The organism is Sphingobacterium sp. UBA1897, from assembly GCF_002337775.1.
GTDB lineage: Bacteria > Bacteroidota > Bacteroidia > Sphingobacteriales > Sphingobacteriaceae > Sphingobacterium > Sphingobacterium siyangense.
In genome coordinates this window covers 126,666-145,391 of record NZ_DDGR01000003.1, presented here as the reverse complement: position 1 = coordinate 145,391, position 18,726 = coordinate 126,666, and the positions used below count along the sequence as shown (strand labels likewise).

Sequence of the window (18,726 nt, the reverse complement as noted above, 5' to 3'; positions counted from 1 at the left end):
TTCCGACTAGAGAAAGCTGAGATTAAAGCGTCCCTTGTCGCAGCTGCTTACCTCATTATGAAATTGGAAAAAGTCCTCATAAGTATTGGCAGGATAGCTGCCTTCAAAAAGTTCTAGTTTTCTGTAGGTGAATAGTTTATTGTCTTTTATTTCTGACCTAAATTCATACTTTCCAAATGGTTTCTCAATAATTTTCTTTTCAGGAGTTATGTTTTTGAGCATATTTTCCGGGAGGGCAATGCTAATGCTATCGATATCAGCGTACCCCCTTTCAATGAAAATATCTTCCGTTCTATTTCTACTTTCTGCAATATTGGAATGTGTGTTGAATAAATTAGGTTGGATCAAAAGTTTATTACCATTTTTCACAGCGTAGTTTTTGATAAAAATATTCAGGTTCTCCTCAATAAATGGATTTTCCTCCTTATGTTCAATATAGTTTACCTGATTGAAATTGATATTGTCTATATTATAGTATTCCGTGAGAAGCTTATTTTTATCATTATTGCTGGCTAAAAGCACGTCCATATGGTTCTCATATTGGGCTCCGTAGAACTTGGTATTTAAGGTGCCCTGAATGCTTCCGTCTTCCGAAAGTTTTAGGTCGGCATAGCGCAGTTGAAGGTTGGTTGAGTTAATATATTTCGGCGTATGCATGATAACTCCGCCATTTTCGGTACAAGCAACGACATCTCTATCGTCGGTAAAATCGCTAAGAAAACCAAATGGAAGGTTTTGGCTTGTACATTCCAGCCAGGTCGTATCATTTTTGAATGGAATACATAAAATGACGTGATTTCCGTCCTGGGCATTTGCAAAGGTTTTGTGAAAACTTTCTTTGCGTCTGCCTGCTTCGACAATACAGTAATAGGAAGGGATATTGACGGCCGACAACATGCTTCGCATGTAATTCGCCAGTGCTTTACAATCACCGTAGCCCAAGCGGTCTACCTCAGAAGCCGGAAATGGTTCTAAGCCTCCAATGCCAATTTGAATACTGATGTAACGTGTGTTTTTTTGTAAATAATTGTATAGAATCTTTGCTTTGTCTTTATCTGAGCTTGCGTCTTTTGTTAATGCTATAAATTTTTGTTTAGACGCTTCCGTCAAATCTTCTTTTTTGTTCAATAGGCTATTGGATACCCATTGGCCAAATTCTTTCCAATCCCCGAAATTTCCAGTCTTACCATAATAAATAAAATTTTTGGGAACGATGAGTACATTTATTCTTTTCAGGTTAGGATTGGGGCTATAAGATTCATCCTTTTTTGCAGCAATCTGTTCAGTATTCCATGTCTTACTTTCAGTCTTGTCATTTTTCTCTTCCTTGATACTTCCTTTATAGTTCGTTGTTTCAATTCGGCATTCAGTGCCAATTGGTGCAATAAATTGAAAGCTGCTTTTCTCTACGGATACATTACTTGAGACCTCAGGAGTCCAAGATGGAATGATCAAGTTTTGTTTACTTCGAACTTCGTATTGGTATTCGACGGTATAGGGATAGCTGTGATAGTCAGGTACATATAATTTTACCCGAGAATCGGCAAACATCGTACTGTTGTCCACAGCGCTAATATCTTTGAAATCTTTCGTTGCAATTTTCTTTTGCAATATCCCCATTTCGTTATAGATGGCGCCCTTAAGGCTCTTGATTTCGCTAGATTTATTATAATAGACCGGAAGTGAAGCATAGCGGTCCCCATTTTTATTGTAAACTGTGATAGCACACGTTATGGTTGTGATGACCTGTTCGGGCGATTTCATTTCTACCACAGTTTTATCATTGCGTACAGTTGCTACTGCTCTGCTCTTTAATGCACTTGGAATATTGGCGACGTCGTAGTTATCTTGTCCAATTGCGAGGATCGGAAGCAGGAAGTATAGTAAGTTGATGAATACGATTTTCATTTTTTACCGATTAATTTTATGTCTAGCTTTTGTTGTTGAATAATACGTGAATACAATTCTTTGAGTGAAAAATATTCATCGACCGAAAAGATGGGTTTGTTAAACGCGAGGCTCTGTAGTATTTCAAGTTGATTGCCATTGACCTGCGTTACATATCTATATTTTGCAGTTGACTCCGGGAGTGCTAACGATGCATTCTGAGGCTTCTCAGCAATTTCATAGCGATCGGGGATTGTCAATTTGACTGAGTATAATGTTTTGGATTTAAAACCCATATCAACTGGATAAGTTCTTTCCTGTGCTTTAAATGGATTGTAGGAAATCCTGTCAATAATATTGGGCGCCAATAATAATATGTCTTGTTCCATCTGTTTGGAGACATCTACAATGACATCAAATTCCTCTATTAATAGCTGATCAATTTCTTCTAGGTTTTGGATACTCGATTTTGTTAAAGTTACATTGGGCATTTCTTCGTCCAGTTTTTCCCAGTATTCCTCCAAAGAATTGAATTTGGCGATATGTTGGCGTTTTAAAAAGGCTTTGTTACCCCTGCTACTTATGGTCAGTTTTCCCTTAATTTTAGCTTGTTCATCTAAAGCTCCCTCCAATACGTAGCTTACATCGGAAGACTCTTCTACCATAAGCGGAAACCAGTCTGAGCTCTTTTTGGAGTAGATAATTCTTCCCCGTTCATTTAGACATTGTAAGGGCAGCTCTCCAAAAGGTAAGTATGGATTGGAGGCATCTAGTTTATATTTCACGCCATCTACATCTACGCAAGCGATGACATAGTCGAAATCAGATAATACGGGAAATAAGGCATTGGGCGTTCCGTTTCGTCGCGTTGAAAGAATAATAGGGTAGGCCTCCAGATCTGCCGCTAATAGCGCAGTTACTAGCGCTAAATTGATGTCGCCAATATTGCCAGTTCGTTTTTCCAATGCTTTTTCAATGCCAGATTCTGCATATTTGCCTAAATAGTTATTCCATTTTATTTGTTTGTTGATATAGTTATAGATCTTCTTTGCTTTTTCTAATTTGCTGTCAGTAGGGGATACAATTGTTGCTAAATTGGCTTTGAATACGTCTGTTTTTTTTAATTGACCTCCAAAAGCCTTTTCATTCATGAGGTCTGTATCTACGTCTTTCCAGGTTTTGCTAAATGTCTTCTTACTACCAGTACTCGGATAAAAGATCGATTCAAGCTCATAATAGATAGCAGATTTGAAATTGGTTGGCGAAGTCATGTAGTCCTCTTCAACAAATGCCGGAATGTTCTTCATTGTATAGGTCAATTTTGAACAATCCATTCGCAGTCCATCCAGGAAAATATATTCTTTCAATGCTTCGGCTTTTTGATCGGTAAGCTTGTACGGACCACGTAGAACTACATTGTAGGCGAAAGAAGCAGGAATAATAGCGATATATTGGCTTTGTATTTTGGGAATATCATCTTGAAATTCCCATGTTTTGAAATTAAATAAATCCTGCTCTAGTGTCCGATAGGACACTTCAATAATAGAGCCTTCTTTAATATTCGGAAGGGTAAATTTATTAAGGTCCAGATAGGCCGAGTAATTTTCCCTGAAAACTTTCTTATTCTCAAGCTCCGTTTTCTCTATCCTGCCATTTTCTAAGTTATATGTAACAGCTTTGAGTTCGTCAAAATAGTCACGTATGTAGCTTCCGCGTTTATAGGAGGGAATCTCAAAATTAGCTTTTTTAAACCCCTCTTTGTTATTGATACGGATAAGTACATGGTATTCATGCTGAAGTTTTATACGATTATCATAATCATCAACAAAAACAGAACTCCGTCCAAACTCATTCAGCACGATAGCGTTGGCGCTACTATCTAGGTCTGTTTTCGAAAAATCCGAAATAGAAACTTTACCAAAATCAAAAGTTTGGGCTATACTATTTGTATAAATAGAAAATATTAAAAATAGCGTTAAAAACTGGCGCATAACTATAGGTGTAATAATTCACGAATATAAGTTTTTAGCCAAAATTAAACGATACTTTAAAATAATTATTTGTCTAGTTGCAAAAGATTATTAATAATTTCGGTGATGGTATCGACATCTTCACCATCTTCCAGCATAGAGAATGCAAGATAGGTGGCATAGATTTCAGGACTGAATTTTACGTGCTTATCAGCGATAAACCGATCGATCTGCTCTTCATTGCATTCAAAATGAATACTTTGTAGTTCGTTGAAAAGATTGGTTGAAATGGTCTGATGGTTTTCACCACAGGCAAACCCTGCAATAATATGGAATAGAAACTTATCGGTTATTTCGTCATCTTCCTTTTTGAACATCGCACGAATATGCTTATAATCGAATTTAGTTTTTGCGCTATTCACAATAGTGTCCCAAATCTGATACTCTGCTTTTGTCTCCATAGCTCGCTTTAAATTTATATTGGTATAACCAATATAGCAAAAATAATTTGATTTTTGGCAAGGATAATGAAACTTATTGGCCTACTCAAAGGAGCTGTAATAAGCGGATTATCTGTAGGTATAAAATTTGCCAGATCGTCGGGTAAAGGACGGGATGTCAATCATGATGAAGAACTTAGGCTTGTAGTAAGGTGAAAACTATCTCCCCTAAAAAGCAGCCTAATATAACACCAAATAAAATCGACAAAATCACTTTTAACCATACTGGGCTTGTTGCTAAAATCAGTTTCATGGAGCAAAATTGCTTTAAAAATATACTTGAATGAAGACTTTTCTCTTATTTAAAGCTAGCTGTGGCGATACAATGACATGAATTTTTGGCTTTGTGGTATGATAATTGAAAATTAATAGTTGGATTCGATTTTTTTAGTAATTTAAGTCGGAAAATGAAATTGTTGAAATAGCCTGATTTATAATTATGATAACACGAATAGTATTGACAATTGTTCTATTTACTTTAACAAAAGTTGGACTTGGCCAACAGGTGAATATTGATAAAATTCGAAAAGAATATGCGGAGGCCGTGAAGGACGAAGATCTGTGTGAACATAATTTGGAGGTGCTGACGGAAGGTGCCAAATCACCGACCGAGAAAGTATACCTGGCCGCTTATCAAATACTTTTAGCGAAACATATCGGCAATCCATTTAAGAAAGTTGGGCAGTTCAAAGAGGGCAAAAAGCATTTGGAAGAAGTGATTAAGGAAAATCCAAATCATATTGAAGCACGGTTTATACGTTGGAGCGTACAGGTGCATGCGCCTTCTTTTTTGGGATATAACAATAATATCCTTGAAGATAAAAATTTCCTTGTTAAAAATCTTTATAAATTACCCAATGAAGAGGCTAAATCAATTATTTATAATTATCTCAAAGGCGCAAATCCCTATCTTAAAGGTGGGCAAGTATTTAGCGCTACAGAGCTGAAGGAGCTAGCCCAATAGGACGTTAAAGGTTGTTAATTTGACAAGAATGTGGGGTATTTTGGCTAGAATATTGCGTATCTTGCTATATGAATTAATTCAACATCTACAAAAAGAGTATATCATGAAGAATTTAGTTTTTCCAATGACTGTATTAACAGCCAGTTTGTTTGTTATCGGATGTGGTGTCAGTAAAAAGCAATATGCTGGTTTACAGTCCGACTATAGTAAATTACAAACGGAGCACAGTCAATTGACCAAACAATATCAGGATGGACAGCTTCAATTGGCTGAAGGTCGGACACGGATCAAGAGTTTAGAAGATCAGTTGGCCTCTGAACGACAAAATAATGCGGATCTTCGATCGGCTTATGCTGCTTTACAGAAATCGCTAGATAACAGTATTAATCAGAATTCACAGGGAAATATCAATATTTCCAAGTTGGTTGATGAAATTAACGCTTCAAATAAATATATTAAGCATCTCGTTGAGACGAAAAACAAATCCGATTCCTTGAATCTGGTATTGACCAATAATTTGACAAGATCGCTTAGCCGTGAGGAATTGCAGGAAGTTGATGTACAGGTGTTAAAAGGGGTAGTTTATATCTCACTTGCTGATAATATGCTTTACAAATCCGGTAGCTATGAAATTAATGATAGAGCCGATCAGACATTAAGTAAAATTGCGAAAATTATCCAGGATTATAGGGATTATGAAGTATTGATTGAAGGTAATACCGATACCGATCCAATTTCTAAACCTAATATTCGGAATAACTGGGATTTAAGTACCTTACGGGCTTCTTCTGTGGTACAAGCTTTACAAAATAAATATGGTGTGGATCCTAAACGCTTAACTGCAGGTGGTAGGGGCGAATATAATCCAATTGCAGATAATACGACCGCGCTAGGTAAGCAACGGAATAGAAGAACGCAGATTATTATCACCCCTAAATTGGATCAATTTATGGAGTTGATTGATAAAGCTCCGGAAGCTACCGAAGTACCATCGGCACAATAGATTTTAATGCGGTAAATAAAAAAAATCCTTTCCGTTTTCGGAAAGGATTTTTTTTATTATCCAAAGAATTTAGTCGGGTCAAAACCATGCTCTTTCAACACATCATCTGGTACGCCATTCCAGACTCCAGGTTTATTTCCGGCATAGCCGATATCTTTCACACCCATTTCACTTGTGTAAAATCCTGAGGAAGTCAGATTGCGCATCAATGAAAAGAAGGCGGCACCTTGTTTCATTTCCGGTTTTGCCAAATCAGGGTAGGCAATATCATCCACTAATGCAAGTTGATCTTTTGCGCCGCATTTGATAAATACTGTTCCGTAACGCTTTTTGGATTGGAGGTCGAGCCAACGAAGCCCGCCACGCATAGGGATTTTATTATCAGGCAAATCTTTTACGATAAATTCGATGAAATCGGGTACTCCCGCCTCAGAAGCACTTCCTGAAATATTATCCTTAGGAATAATAATATCTGCCAAAACAGTGATTGTAGCCATTTCATGTTCGTCAAAAAACTTTTCGGCATATAATTGTTCCGTGCGTTCGTATTCAAAATCCTGGACTCCAGGTAACTTTTTGCTATTGTCAGCTACCGCATTTTTAGCATCTTTTGAATTGCAAGCTGCGGTTAAAAGACCAGATCCAGCTGCAATTAATCCTAATGCTCTTAAAGATTCTCTTCTATTCATGCTTTTAACCGTTTAATTTTTTCTTTTCTTGAAGTATATATTCTGCTGTCCGCATTGATAAAGCGAGTATTGTCCAGGTCAGATTTTTGTCACCTTGTTGTACAAATGGTCCCGCATCCACGACGTAGAGATTCTTACAATCGTGCGCTTGTCCCCATTTGTTCAAAACGGAGGTTTTAGGGTCATTTCCCATTCTTGTGGTACCACCTTCATGAATAATTTTTCCGGGAGCTTCCAGGCCATATAATGTATTTGCTCCTGGTATTTTAGAAGTAATTACAGCGCCCATTTCGTGCATAATAGACTGAAATGTCTCTTGCATATGTTTGGCTTGTGCTATTTCTTCATTCGCCCATTTGTAGTTGAAACGTAGCACAGGAATTCCGAATTTGTCGACTTTATCCGGGTCAATTTCACAGTAATTGTCTTTTCTTGCCAATGCCGTTCCCCGGCCTGCCATACCTACATTTGCACCATAATAGCTACGGAAATCTTCTTTTAATGCAGTACCATAACCGCCTTTGGCTTTTGACTTCCCATCCGAATTTTTTGCCAGGTCATTTACTTTCGGTACCCAATTCAAAAATCCATAAGAGGGCATATGTAAACCACCACCATATTCGATGTGGTAACCTCTTGGGAAACTCAACTTGGCATTATCTTCCCACCATGGTGAATAAATATGGACACTTCCAACGCCATCTTCATTATAACGCTTCCGGTCAAGTAGTTGTGGTAAAAATCCAGATAAACTGGCCCCTGTAGAATCGTGGAGATATTTTCCAACTAAACCGCTGCTATTACCAACACCCCCAGGATGCGATTTTGATTTGGAATTTAACATGATCCGCGCGCTTTCACAGGCACTAGCACCCAAAATAACGGTTTTCCCTTTAACGGTATATTCCTGCAGATCCTTGGTGTTTACATAAGAAACACCAACTGCAATTCCTTCATCATTTGTAATGACTTCCCTTACCATTGCATTGTCTATCACCTTTAGGTTACCTGTTTTCATCGCTGGAATAACCAGACAAGATGAAGACGAAAAGTCCCCATAAACTTTACATGCACGGCCACATTGGCCACAGTAGAAACAGGTACCTCGATCTTTAATATCTTTTGATACTTCGGTTAGCACGGCTCCTCTTCCGGGAATCACTGGAACTCCAGCTTTTTTGGCACCTTTTGCAATATATAATTCGTTTAAGCGTGGCTTAGGTGGTTTCATAAAAATACCATCGGGTTCGTTATGAATACCTTCTGCTGTGCCATATATTCCGATCATTCGATCTACACGGTCATAAAATGGTTTAACTTCTTCATAAGTGATAGGCCACTCGTCTGTTACTCCATCCTTTGGCTTGAAATCGTCAGGTCCCATACGCAATGAAATTCGACCCCAGTGGTTGGTTCTGCCGCCCAGCATACGTGCTCTGAACCATTCAAATTCAGTTCCCGCTACCTTGCTGTAGGGTTCACCTTCGATTTGCCAGCCACCGAAGGCTGCATCAAAATCCCCGAATGGCCTTGTGGTACCGGCACCTCTTCTTGGAGATTCCCAAGGCCAGCGTAGTTGTAACGAATCTTTTGCTGGGTCATAAAAAGGACCTGCTTCCAGCATCAATACTTTAAGCCCCGCATGTGCAAGTATATAACCTGCCATACCACCACCTGCGCCGGAACCAACTACGATGGCGTCAAATAATTCGGGATTTTCTTTAATTTGATAATCTGACATAATTAAATGAAGTAATTAATTGAGAGGCCTGTGCGATACATTTGCCCTAAGGCTGCAATGTAAATGAGAAGGTTCAATTAATTTAATGGTTATTGTTTCATGTTTAAAATCATCGTGAATATATCGATAAAAATTCTTTTTTTTTAATTTAATTTATCGATTTAGCAGATTTTAAATAAAGAATATGGGATTGTTACAAAAAATACGGTGTTTTATTAAAATTTTATGGAGGGCAGTCATTGAATACTGCGTTTATTCCGTTGCAACGAAATAAACGCAGTTGTCATTTATAGGTCTTTTAGTTTGATGACTTTGTTGATATGGATTTCCTGTAGAAAGACCTCATCATGTGAAATGACGAGTAGCGTACCTTTATAAAGCTGAATCGCTCGGGTTAGCATCCGGATATTTTGAAGATCTAAATTGTTTGTTGGTTCATCAAGAATAATTAAATCTGGAGACTGTTGCTGAATGGTGAGGCAACATATTATCAGACGCATTTTTTCACCACCGCTCAATAGTTGGCAGGGTTTGTTCCAATCGTCTTTTCCAAATAAGAACCGATTGAGCCTAATTTTGATCTCATGTTCAGGTAGTGCGTCGCTATTGAATTGCTGGGCCTGCTCGTAAATACTTAGATGCGAAGACAAAATGGAGTATGTTTGATCTAAATAGATCGCACGAAATGATTGACGTTCAATTTTTCCTTGTACAGGTGTCAATTGGCCGAGTAGAAGTCTGACCAATGTCGTTTTACCAGATCCATTCTGACCTTGTAGTGCGATACGATCTCCACTGAATAATTGAAAGTTGATGTCAGCTGGCCAGAGTCCTTGTGAGTCATACTTGAAATTGACATTTTCGACTTTGATCATACTCTTTCCGGTTGGAAAGGCACTGTTTCCTAAATCTATTTTAATCTCATCCAGTGCAGATTGTGAACCTCGGAGTTCCTGTAGGTCGGATTTGATATCTCCAATTTTGTCCTGATGCACACTTTTTATCTTGGCGGTACTTTTTTCAGCATTGTTGCGCAGTGTATTCATCATGATGCGCGCTACACCTGCCTTTTCCTGTTTTTTTTGACCGCGGTTGTTTAATCTATTTTGGCGTTCGATTGTTTCTCTTTCTTTCTCCTTTGCAATTTTGATCGCCCTTTCCTTGTGATGAATATCTTGTTGTAACGCCTGGCGCTCGGTCTCTTTTTGAGTTTCGTAAAAGGCATAATTTCCCCCATACCGCTTGATACCTTTTGGGGTCATTTCGGCCATGTCATCCAATAAATTAAGCAGGGTTCTATCGTGGCTAACAATAATCACTGTGTTTTTGCTTGATTGAATCCAATCGTATAGTAGTGTTTTGCTATCCATATCCAAATGGTTGCTGGGTTCATCAAGAAGAATAAGTTCGGATCGGTGAATGTGGATTCCGGCCAATAAGACTTTTGTTTTTTGTCCACCACTAAGGGACGACATCTTCTGTGTCAACTGGATATCGGGCAGATCCCATTGCTCGAAAGCTTCTTGGCAGCATTCCTCCAAGGTCCAATCATCTTGAAGTCTATTGAAATTTTCTTCAGACGCATCGCCAGCTAATATGGCGTGGAGTGCATTTAATTTTTTGGCAATGCCAAGTGCTTCGGCGACTGTCTTATCCTCAAATTGTCCCACAACTTGAGGGACATAATAGGTGCTGGTATTGACTTGTACGCTGCCACTGGAAGGTGATAGTTCTTTGGCAATCAGTCGCAATAAAGTTGATTTACCGACACCATTGTGGCCGATGAGCGCTATTTTCTCTTGCGCATTGATGTGTAGATTTATGTTCCCAAACAATAAATCTTTATTCGGATGTATATAAGAAAGTTGTTGTAATGAAAGCATGTTGAAATTCTTTAAATGTTAGAAAAGACCATTTGGACAGGTATTGTCAATGGATGGTATTTATTTCGTTCTAAAGAATTTTAATCTTACATGCAGTTTTAAGGATGTTGAGAGAAGCAAATATAGCGTTTTTATTTTGATGACGGGAAAGTTTTTGAGGAATAGTCAAATTGTTTATTTTTCTACTATTTGCTTCGGACAAATTGTACTTTTGAAAAAACGAATATTGTGAATAGAGTTCTCCTTATAGATGACGAAGAGAAACTTCGGAAATTGATGGCCAAAATTATTAGCCTGGAAGGTTTTGATGTGATTGAAGCTGCTGATATTAAATCGGGGTTGAAAAAGCTTGAAGTCAGTGATGTGGACGTTGTACTTTGTGATGTCAAACTGCCTGACGGTAATGGGGTAGAAACGGCCAAATTAATTAAAGAACGGTATCCAATTGTAGAGATTATTCTATTGACAGCATACGGGAATATCCCGGACGGTGTTCGGGCGATAAAAAATGGTGCTTTTGAATATATTACCAAAGGAGATGACAATAATCGCATTATCCCTCTGCTTTATAAAGCCAGTGAAAAGGTTGCATTGGCACGAAGGGTACAACAGTTAGAAAAGCGATTAGGAGATAAACTTTCTTTCGATAAGATTATTGGAAAATCTAGTGCAATAAAGGCTGCCATTGGCATGGCACAAAAAGTTGCCGTTACAAATACAACGGTCTTGCTAACAGGCGAGACTGGTACCGGTAAGGAGGTTTTTGCACAGGCAATCCATCAGGCGAGTTCCAGGAGAGCGCGTAGTTTTGTGGCCATTAACTGTGCCGCATTTACAAAAGACCTGCTGGAAAACGAGCTGTTTGGTCATAAATCCGGTGCCTTTACCGGTGCTACTAAAGATCAGCGGGGTTTGTTTGAAGAAGCACATTTGGGGACTATTTTTCTGGATGAAGTCGGGGAGATGGCCTTGGAACTTCAGGCCAAAATTCTTCGCGTTTTGGAAACGGGCGAGTTTTTAAAAGTTGGGGACTCCAAACCAACGAAAGTGGACGTACGTATCATAGCCGCGACCAACAGAAATCTCGAAACCGAAATTGCATCTGACCATTTCAGGAGTGATCTATTTTATAGGTTGTCTGTTTTCACGATTGAATTGCCGCCACTGCGTGAGCGTATTGAAGATATAGCGACTTTGGCACAATACTACGCCGATATCTTTGCTTTAAAATCCAACTTGAAACCCTTGCGGATGACCCCTGAGTTTGTGCAGGCATTGGAATCTAACCTATGGCGGGGAAATATCCGTGAACTGAAAAATGTGATTGAGCGCAGTGTGATTTTGAGCGAGGGCGGCATATTAGGTGTTGAGGGTCTTCCTTTCGGTGAACGTGAGTATAGAGAAGGGGCAAGCGTCTTATCAAACTTTTCAATGTCCAATATGGAGAGGCAACATATACAACGTGTATTGAAACATACGAATGGAAATAAAGCTGAAGCTGCTCGATTGTTAGAAATCGGCATAGCTACCTTGTATCGAAAAATTGAAGAATATAAAATCCAATGAAACTTAAAGCAAAGCTGACATTTGGGGTAGGATTTTTATTTTTTATGATCTTACTGCTTGCAATAGTGAGTGGGTATTATGTTTATCGATTAAAAAAAGATACCAATAATATTTTAGTCGACAATTATAATACGCTGCATTATTCCAGAAATATGCTGTTGGCCTTGGAGGATCTTCATACGAATGAGAAGGGCATTGCGCAATTTGAACATAATTTAAGCCTCCAAAAGCGCAATGTAACTGAGCCTGGAGAACGAGCGGTGACCGAACGTATAGATCATCACTTTTTGAGTTTAGCGAAACAGCTGAAAGATTCTACAATTGCTGCTGACTTACACAAAGATATATTTCAGCTAATGTATCTTAATATGCAGGCAATTGAAAACAAAAATAATATCGCCAATGCAACAGCTGAAAAAGCTATTTTGGCGATCTCCATTGTAGGTGCGATCTGTTTTATGATTGCGTTTGTATTACTTGTCAATCTCCCCCTAGCCATTGCTGGTCCAATTGTACAATTAACCGATAGTATTAAACAGATTGCTGCTGGGAACTATAAAAGGAGACTTCATTTTAAGCGAAAGGATGAATTTGGAGAAGTGGCGCAATCGTTCAATACAATGGCTCAAAAACTCGAGGAATATACGGAAAGTAAATTGGGTAAGATCTTGCAGCATAAAAAGAGAATTGAAGCGCTTATTGATAATATGCATGATGCCGTTATAGGGATAGATGAGGAAAAAAGAGTGCTCTTTGCAAATGAACCCGCTTGTTTGCTCTCGGGGTTAAAACACGCAGAATTTGAAGGGCAAAAATTAGTGGAAATAGCTTCTTCCAATGATTTGATTCGTAAGCTTCTCGATAGGATCAACGCTTTAAACCAGCAATCCGAGCATCTTGGTTTGGTTCAGATCTTTGCCTATGGAAAAGATAACTACTTTGAACTGGAGGTTATAGACATTAATGTTGTACCAACGGGAGAGGAGAGTTCGCAGTTTATTGGACAATTTATTTTGTTGAAGAATGTGACAAGTTTTAAGGAACGTGATGTCGCAAAAACAAATTTTATTGGAACGGTATCTCATGAACTGAAGACACCAATCGCATCAATACGCATGGGGATCCAATTGCTCGAGAATAAGCGGATTGGAGAGTTGAATGAAGAACAAAAAGACTTGCTTGAAGGAATTGCTGATGATACAGAGCGGCTTCTGAAAATTACGGGAGAACTTTTGGATATTGCACAAGTGGAGAGCGGTACCATTCAGATGAAGCTGAATCCGGCGACAATCGGACCGATTATAGATTATGCCCTTTTAGCCAATCGTTCAATGCTTGACCAAAAGAAAATCCAACTACAGGTTGAACTGGAAGAGGAACTGCCGATGGTTTTTATTGATAACGAGAAGACCGCATGGGTATTGACGAATCTACTGTCCAATGCAATTCGTTATTCGGATGAAGGGGGGGCGATTTGTCTTGCTGTCAAAAGAATGGGCGCCAGGGTGCTTTTGCGTGTTGAAGATCAGGGGCAAGGAATCCCGGTACAATATTTAGCGAAGATTTTTGATCGGTATTTCCGTGTTCCAGGGGGTACAAAGGAAGGAACAGGCTTGGGGTTAAGCATAAGCAAGGAATTTATCGAAAGCATGGGGGGAGAGATTGATGTGCAAAGTGTTTTTGGTACTGGAAGTGCATTTTTCGTTTATCTTCCTATTGCACCGCTTAAACAATCCACTTAAAAAAAGGAAGAGCTCCATGAAAAGCTCTTCCTTTTTTGCTTAACGAGTGATTGAAAGATACTGCAGCTTGCTACGCAGAGGCTGCAGGATCGGCACCCGCTAAAGTTTTATTTCATTGTCATCGATAAGTTTTGCATCACGTGTATTTTTTTGTACTGCGATAGCTGAAAAAATACTCAATGAGAAGGACATTGCATAGAATCCTTTTTCACTTAACAGCAGATCCGCGTTCCATAGGCCTACAGTTAATAGCACGACGGCAGCAATTGTTGCAAACCAGCTTAAGCCATAGTACAATTCGGTAACAGCTAGTCCTTCTGCTTTATCTCTTACACTTTTTTGAACGGAGATGACCGCAAATAGCGCAAATAGTAAAATTGTAAAATAGTACCCTTTTTCATTTAATGCCATTGTTGCGTTCCATAAGCCTACACAATAGCTAACGGTACCAACCAATAATGCAGTCCATGAGGCTCCAATAAATGCTCCTGTTGGTTTAAATGGGTTTCTTTTGTCTAAATTTCTTTCAGCCTTTTTTTCTTCAATCATGTTTTTTAGCGGTTCCATAATTTTCTTGTTTTAGTTTTAATTTGTTGTTGTTTTATGATTCAAATATCGATAGGAACTAATTATTTTAAAACTTGAATTTATAAGAATACTGACGATATAATTTTGTTTAATATATTTGTTTAATTCTAAATTTAAGCTATGGCGGACGCGATATCAGATCTCCTATTATTATTGAGTAAAGATGATATTAGGGATTTTAAAACCTTTTTGAAACAAAAGAATAAGCGAAATGATGTGAAAAATATCAAGTTACTTGAGATTATAGAAACTGATGATATAAATAAGCTAAAAAAGTTATATGATCCCATTAAAAACCGGGATGCTTATCACGCATTGAGGAAAAGGCTTCATGATAGTCTTTTGTTTTTTCTTTCAAATAAGGTTTTTGAACGAGACAACAGTGAAGCCCACGAAGCGTTGAGATTATTTGTTGTGGGTCGTTTTCTATTGGAAAGTCAGTTCATTAAGATTGGATTCAAATGCCTTCAACGGGCTGAGGACAAGGCTCTTGTTCTGGATCAGTTTAGTTTGCTGAACGAAATCTTGCAAATCAGACTACAATATGCACATTTAGATTTGAATGTCAATTTGGAATTGCTTATCGATCGTTTTACCGAAAATCAGCAAAAACTGCAGCAAGAAGCAAAATTTCAGATTGCTTATGCGCTATTGCGTTCAGCATTGCAGGATATTCATTTGAAAGCAAAAATAATTGATATCAATAAGTTGATTTTGCGTGTACTGCGTAAATACAGTATTTCTTTGGATGATCTCTTATCATTTAAATCACTCTATCAACTTCTGTATATCGCAAATGAGTATGCCGCAATACATCAAAACTATACACTGGTTCGTTCTTTTTTAAAAACAGCAGATAATTTTTTGATGAAGTATGATGAACAATCGGCGCATCAACTATTTTACTATCTTCATATTTTGTATTATCTGGCCAATTTTAATTTGAGGAACGGATTCTTTAATGAGAGCATCGGGTATTTAGAGCGCTTGAATGAAGTTTTATCTCAAGGAAATACGGTTTTTCGAGTCCAGTTTCAGCTGCGGTGCCATTTGTTGATGGCATTGAATTTCCATTACCTTGGCGATGGAGTAAAAGGTCTTTCCGTGTTAAGGGCGGGGATTAAACAAGCCTCAACAAAATCAAGTGAGGTTGATCTTGCGGATCTACAGTTGTGTTTGGTGATGTTTTTAACGCAATTTGAAGATAAAACAGCATTGATTGAGCTTCGACAGTTGATTCGAACAGATGCTTGGTACGAGAAGAAAATGGGTATGTTGTGGACGATTCGGAAGAGTCTGCTTGAAATTCTGATCCATATTCAATTCGATCACATCGATTTGGCAACCTTGAAATTAAAAAGCTTTGTCGGTAGGTATAAAAAATACTTGCTGAATGTCAAGGAAAACAGAGTGATTGATTTTGCCAAATTGGTAGAGAAATATCTTTTAAATCCAGCAGTTATTCAAGGGAAATCCTTTCGGGCAGCTGTTCAAACTTTGGCGGAGGACAAAGAAAATAAAGATTTATTTATTATGGGATTTATTGCTTGGTTGAAAGCTCTTAGTGTATCTCAAAGTCCGTATCAGGTTTTATTGAACTTGATTAAAGAAAATAGCTGGTGATCAAAGAAGATAGCCGGTGATCAATAATAAAGGTGATCAATAATAAATATGTAAGACGATTTGTTTCTTTGAAGAGTCAATCAGGTTCTGTAGTCTTTTGTAGAATTCGACGTTTACCATAGGACAGCCTTCACTGAGACATATTGGATCTACTTGTTCATCGTAAGGCATGCGGTCATATTTGTGTAGAACGATGTTTCTAGCATATGCATTGCTATTGGAGCTATCTAAGCCATATAATTTATATGCTTTTCCAAATTTACCGTTATACGAGCTGCCGATAGCGTAACTACCTAGCGATGTCGCATGAGAGTTATCTGTATTGCTAAATTGCAAAAGATTCTTTTTTCCGGTTTCGGAGCCGGATCCATGCGCCACTAGCCCTTGATCTAGAATCCGATCTGTTTTTAGATCTACGACAAAAAAACGATTTCTTCCCGAGGGTCTTTTCATATCCAAGAGAAAGGATATGTCACTATTATACTCTTTGTTGTTTATGATGCGTTTTTTTACGTTCTTTATTGCCATCGTATAGCGAAAGGCGTCTGAAGGAGTATTTTCTTCCTTATCAACAACGGCTAAAAGCGTGTTTTTTTGAATGGTTTTGTATGTGATAAGGCCAATTCCAAGGATAATAACCAAGAGAATGATTTTATTCATGTAAATAAAGTATATTTCATAAAGTGCTTTTATTGAAACTTATGTCTGCTGTTCGAGAGACCTATTCTATTTGTTTATAAAATCGTTCGAAGGTTTTCCAGTATTTATCTTTGTAGATGCTATAATCAATTTGAAGATTGTCCCTGTATTCTTCGATTAATCGATCAATCGTTCGTGAGGCTTTTCGAAATTCTGTACAAGCCAAGTAAATTTCCCTGAGGTTATCGGCAGTTTCTCTTCCGATATTAAGAAATCCAATATCAATTGGAAGACTGTCCATTAATTCTTCTTCAAATTTATCCATTAAATCGTAAGTCTCCTGATCGGGCATGCCATTGGTTGCTGTTCCGTCATAATTAATCTTTAATGTAACTATCCAAGGGTGAGAAGCTTTTCCATCCCAGTCTAATAACGTCGTATTGATGATAGCAAAGATAGGTAAGTCGTTCTCCAGGATACCCTCAAAAGCAGTGTATGTGTCATCTGCGGCCCGGTGTCTAACGTCGGTATATTTTTCCACAAATTCCTTTTCCCGCCAGATCAAATAGTCTTTTAATTTAAGTAGAGGAATCAGCTCTTCTGTTGCAAGCTCTTTTGAGGTGACATTCAAGTTGTCTATGGCTATGATCGAGTTCAATTCACCAATGTAATTGTCTAGAAATATTTCTATCCCATGGGAAATATTGGCTTTGTTCTCTTCCGTAAAATCGGGGTGAACAATAACAATATCGACTTCATCCGGATGGTATTTGTGTTGAATGGGGTAAAAAAACATATCCTTGATGTCAAAAGTGAATCCATACATCGTGATTTTGAATTTTTCCATATCCGCAATAGCGGGTTTTAATGCAGTAAATTTCCAACGTGCTAATGCTGGAGCAGAAGCAATCAGATGCTCGACGAACGCAACGTTTTTGATAACACCATCAGGGGTAACTACAAGTTCTGCGGTGTCATCATCGTACATTCCCGTTAAGAAATACAGTTCCTTGCGAAGAGCATCGATCTTCGGCGAAAGTTTGCTGAAAAAATTCTGATCAATTTGTTCTCCAGTCTTGACGATTTGAAAAAATGCGTGTTCGTTTTTTGTAAACCAATCCCAAAAATCCGCTATACTGTCCTTTTTATTTTCTTTTTTACCAAAAATATTGTTCAAAAATCCCATAATTAATAGCTGTTTGATTGAATCATCAAAGTGCGTATCTGTTACTTAAAGCGTTTTTATAACCACAGAGGATTAAATGATCCGAATGAAATAATCATGAATACCTCTGTTCCTAAATTTAATTATATAATTATAATCCGGCAAGGGAATTTAAGTTTAAAAATAATTGGACAAACAATTGCGTATGGAGTTTGTTAGGATTATTGTTGGAATTATAAATTAAAATTGGTCTTATGAAATTTAGCAAATTAACATTTTGTCTATTGGCAACTACAGTTGTGCTTTCCTTTACGGCTTGCAAATCAGGTTTATCTGATGAGAAGTTGGAAGAAAAGATCGAAAACGCACTTACCGGTCGTAAAACCGTGGACGTCGACGTCAAAAAAGGGGAAGTTATCTTAAGTGGTACGGTTGCTTCCGAAGAAGAAAAGCAACAAGTGGAGTCTATTGCTAAAACAGCAGGCGATAAGGACATCAAGTCTATTCAAAACAATATTATCGTTAGCGCCCCAGTGTCATCGACTCCAGCTCCTATTGAGGTATCCAATAATGATGCGGTGCTTGGAGCAGCAGTGAATACGTTTATGAAGGATTTTCCTACGGTACAGGCAAGTGTAAAGGATGGTGTGATCGCTGTTACAGGTACTTTGGAGCAGCCTAAGATAATCACCTTAAAGCAAGGTTTGGATAACTTAAATCCAAAAAAAGTGGATCTAAGCGGTATTGTTGTCAAAAAATAAAATAG

The 18,726-nt window shown here is 38.0% G+C and carries 15 protein-coding genes; 6 read left to right on the top strand and 9 right to left on the bottom strand.

Translation table 11 applies throughout. From position 1 onward, the window contains the following. Positions 1 to 6: 6 nt before the first annotated feature. The 3 genes from B4N43_RS02570 to B4N43_RS02560 all read right to left on the bottom strand — a co-directional run bounded on the left by B4N43_RS02570 (position 7) and on the right by B4N43_RS02560 (position 4,318). Positions 7 to 1,908 (bottom strand): DUF3857 domain-containing protein, encoded by a 1,902-nt coding sequence (locus B4N43_RS02570; protein WP_120334879.1) that lies wholly within the window; start codon positions 1,906 to 1,908, stop codon positions 7 to 9. After that, entirely contained in the window at positions 1,905 to 3,878 is a 1,974-nt protein-coding gene (locus B4N43_RS02565) for a transglutaminase domain-containing protein (protein WP_286732564.1), read from the bottom strand. The genes B4N43_RS02570 and B4N43_RS02565 overlap by 4 nt, the downstream gene beginning before the upstream one ends. A 65-nt stretch (positions 3,879 to 3,943) precedes the next feature. Further along, on the bottom strand, positions 3,944 to 4,318 hold the full coding sequence (locus tag B4N43_RS02560) for a hypothetical protein (protein ID WP_286732562.1): 375 nt from the start codon (positions 4,316 to 4,318) through the stop codon (positions 3,944 to 3,946). Between the two features lie 478 nt (positions 4,319 to 4,796). Between B4N43_RS02560 and B4N43_RS02555 the strand changes: the two genes are divergently transcribed. Both B4N43_RS02555 and B4N43_RS02550 read left to right on the top strand, forming a co-directional pair. Next, entirely contained in the window at positions 4,797 to 5,321 is a 525-nt protein-coding gene (locus tag B4N43_RS02555) for a hypothetical protein (RefSeq protein ID WP_205398817.1), read from the top strand. A 103-nt stretch (positions 5,322 to 5,424) separates the two neighbouring features. Next, entirely contained in the window at positions 5,425 to 6,324 is a 900-nt protein-coding gene (locus tag B4N43_RS02550; RefSeq protein WP_075994703.1) for an OmpA/MotB family protein, read from the top strand. A 56-nt stretch (positions 6,325 to 6,380) separates the two neighbouring features. On the opposite strand, the gene B4N43_RS02545 is transcribed toward B4N43_RS02550, so the two are convergent. From B4N43_RS02545 to B4N43_RS02535, 3 genes are all read right to left on the bottom strand, one after another. After that, a complete protein-coding gene (locus B4N43_RS02545) occupies positions 6,381 to 7,013 on the bottom strand; it encodes a gluconate 2-dehydrogenase subunit 3 family protein (RefSeq protein WP_088160870.1) in 633 nt (210 codons plus the stop codon). A gap of 4 nt (positions 7,014 to 7,017) precedes the next feature. Next, entirely contained in the window at positions 7,018 to 8,754 is a 1,737-nt protein-coding gene (locus tag B4N43_RS02540; RefSeq protein WP_286732559.1) for a GMC family oxidoreductase, read from the bottom strand. A gap of 287 nt (positions 8,755 to 9,041) precedes the next feature. Beyond that, positions 9,042 to 10,637, bottom strand: a complete 1,596-nt coding sequence (locus B4N43_RS02535) for an ABC-F family ATP-binding cassette domain-containing protein (RefSeq protein ID WP_286732558.1) — start codon at positions 10,635 to 10,637, stop codon at positions 9,042 to 9,044. Between the two features lie 228 nt (positions 10,638 to 10,865). On the opposite strand from B4N43_RS02535, the gene B4N43_RS02530 reads away from it, so the two are divergent. Both B4N43_RS02530 and B4N43_RS02525 read left to right on the top strand, forming a co-directional pair. Next, positions 10,866 to 12,203 (top strand): sigma-54-dependent transcriptional regulator, encoded by a 1,338-nt coding sequence (locus B4N43_RS02530; protein WP_376749047.1) that lies wholly within the window; start codon positions 10,866 to 10,868, stop codon positions 12,201 to 12,203. Further along, positions 12,200 to 13,945, top strand: a complete 1,746-nt coding sequence (locus tag B4N43_RS02525; protein ID WP_088160873.1) for a sensor histidine kinase — start codon at positions 12,200 to 12,202, stop codon at positions 13,943 to 13,945. Before B4N43_RS02530 ends, B4N43_RS02525 begins: the two co-directional genes overlap by 4 nt. Before the next feature lie 99 nt (positions 13,946 to 14,044). On the opposite strand, the gene yiaA is transcribed toward B4N43_RS02525, so the two are convergent. Continuing rightward, a complete protein-coding gene (gene yiaA / locus B4N43_RS02520) occupies positions 14,045 to 14,512 on the bottom strand; it encodes an inner membrane protein YiaA (protein ID WP_286732556.1) in 468 nt (155 codons plus the stop codon). A gap of 141 nt (positions 14,513 to 14,653) precedes the next feature. On the opposite strand from yiaA, the gene B4N43_RS02515 reads away from it, so the two are divergent. Further along, on the top strand, positions 14,654 to 16,156 hold the full coding sequence (locus B4N43_RS02515) for a hypothetical protein (RefSeq protein ID WP_286732554.1): 1,503 nt from the start codon (positions 14,654 to 14,656) through the stop codon (positions 16,154 to 16,156). A gap of 36 nt (positions 16,157 to 16,192) precedes the next feature. On the opposite strand, the gene B4N43_RS02510 is transcribed toward B4N43_RS02515, so the two are convergent. After that, on the bottom strand, positions 16,193 to 16,816 hold the full coding sequence (locus B4N43_RS02510; protein WP_286732552.1) for a murein L,D-transpeptidase catalytic domain-containing protein: 624 nt from the start codon (positions 16,814 to 16,816) through the stop codon (positions 16,193 to 16,195). 61 nt (positions 16,817 to 16,877) lie between these two features. Next, positions 16,878 to 17,981: a DUF695 domain-containing protein gene (locus tag B4N43_RS02505; RefSeq protein WP_286732551.1), complete on the bottom strand. Its 1,104-nt coding sequence runs from the start codon at positions 17,979 to 17,981 to the stop codon at positions 16,878 to 16,880. Positions 17,982 to 18,214: 233 nt separating this feature from the next. On the opposite strand from B4N43_RS02505, the gene B4N43_RS02500 reads away from it, so the two are divergent. Next, positions 18,215 to 18,721, top strand: coding sequence for a BON domain-containing protein (locus tag B4N43_RS02500; protein WP_088160876.1), 507 nt, complete (start codon positions 18,215 to 18,217; stop codon positions 18,719 to 18,721). The last annotated feature ends 5 nt before the right edge of the window (positions 18,722 to 18,726 follow it).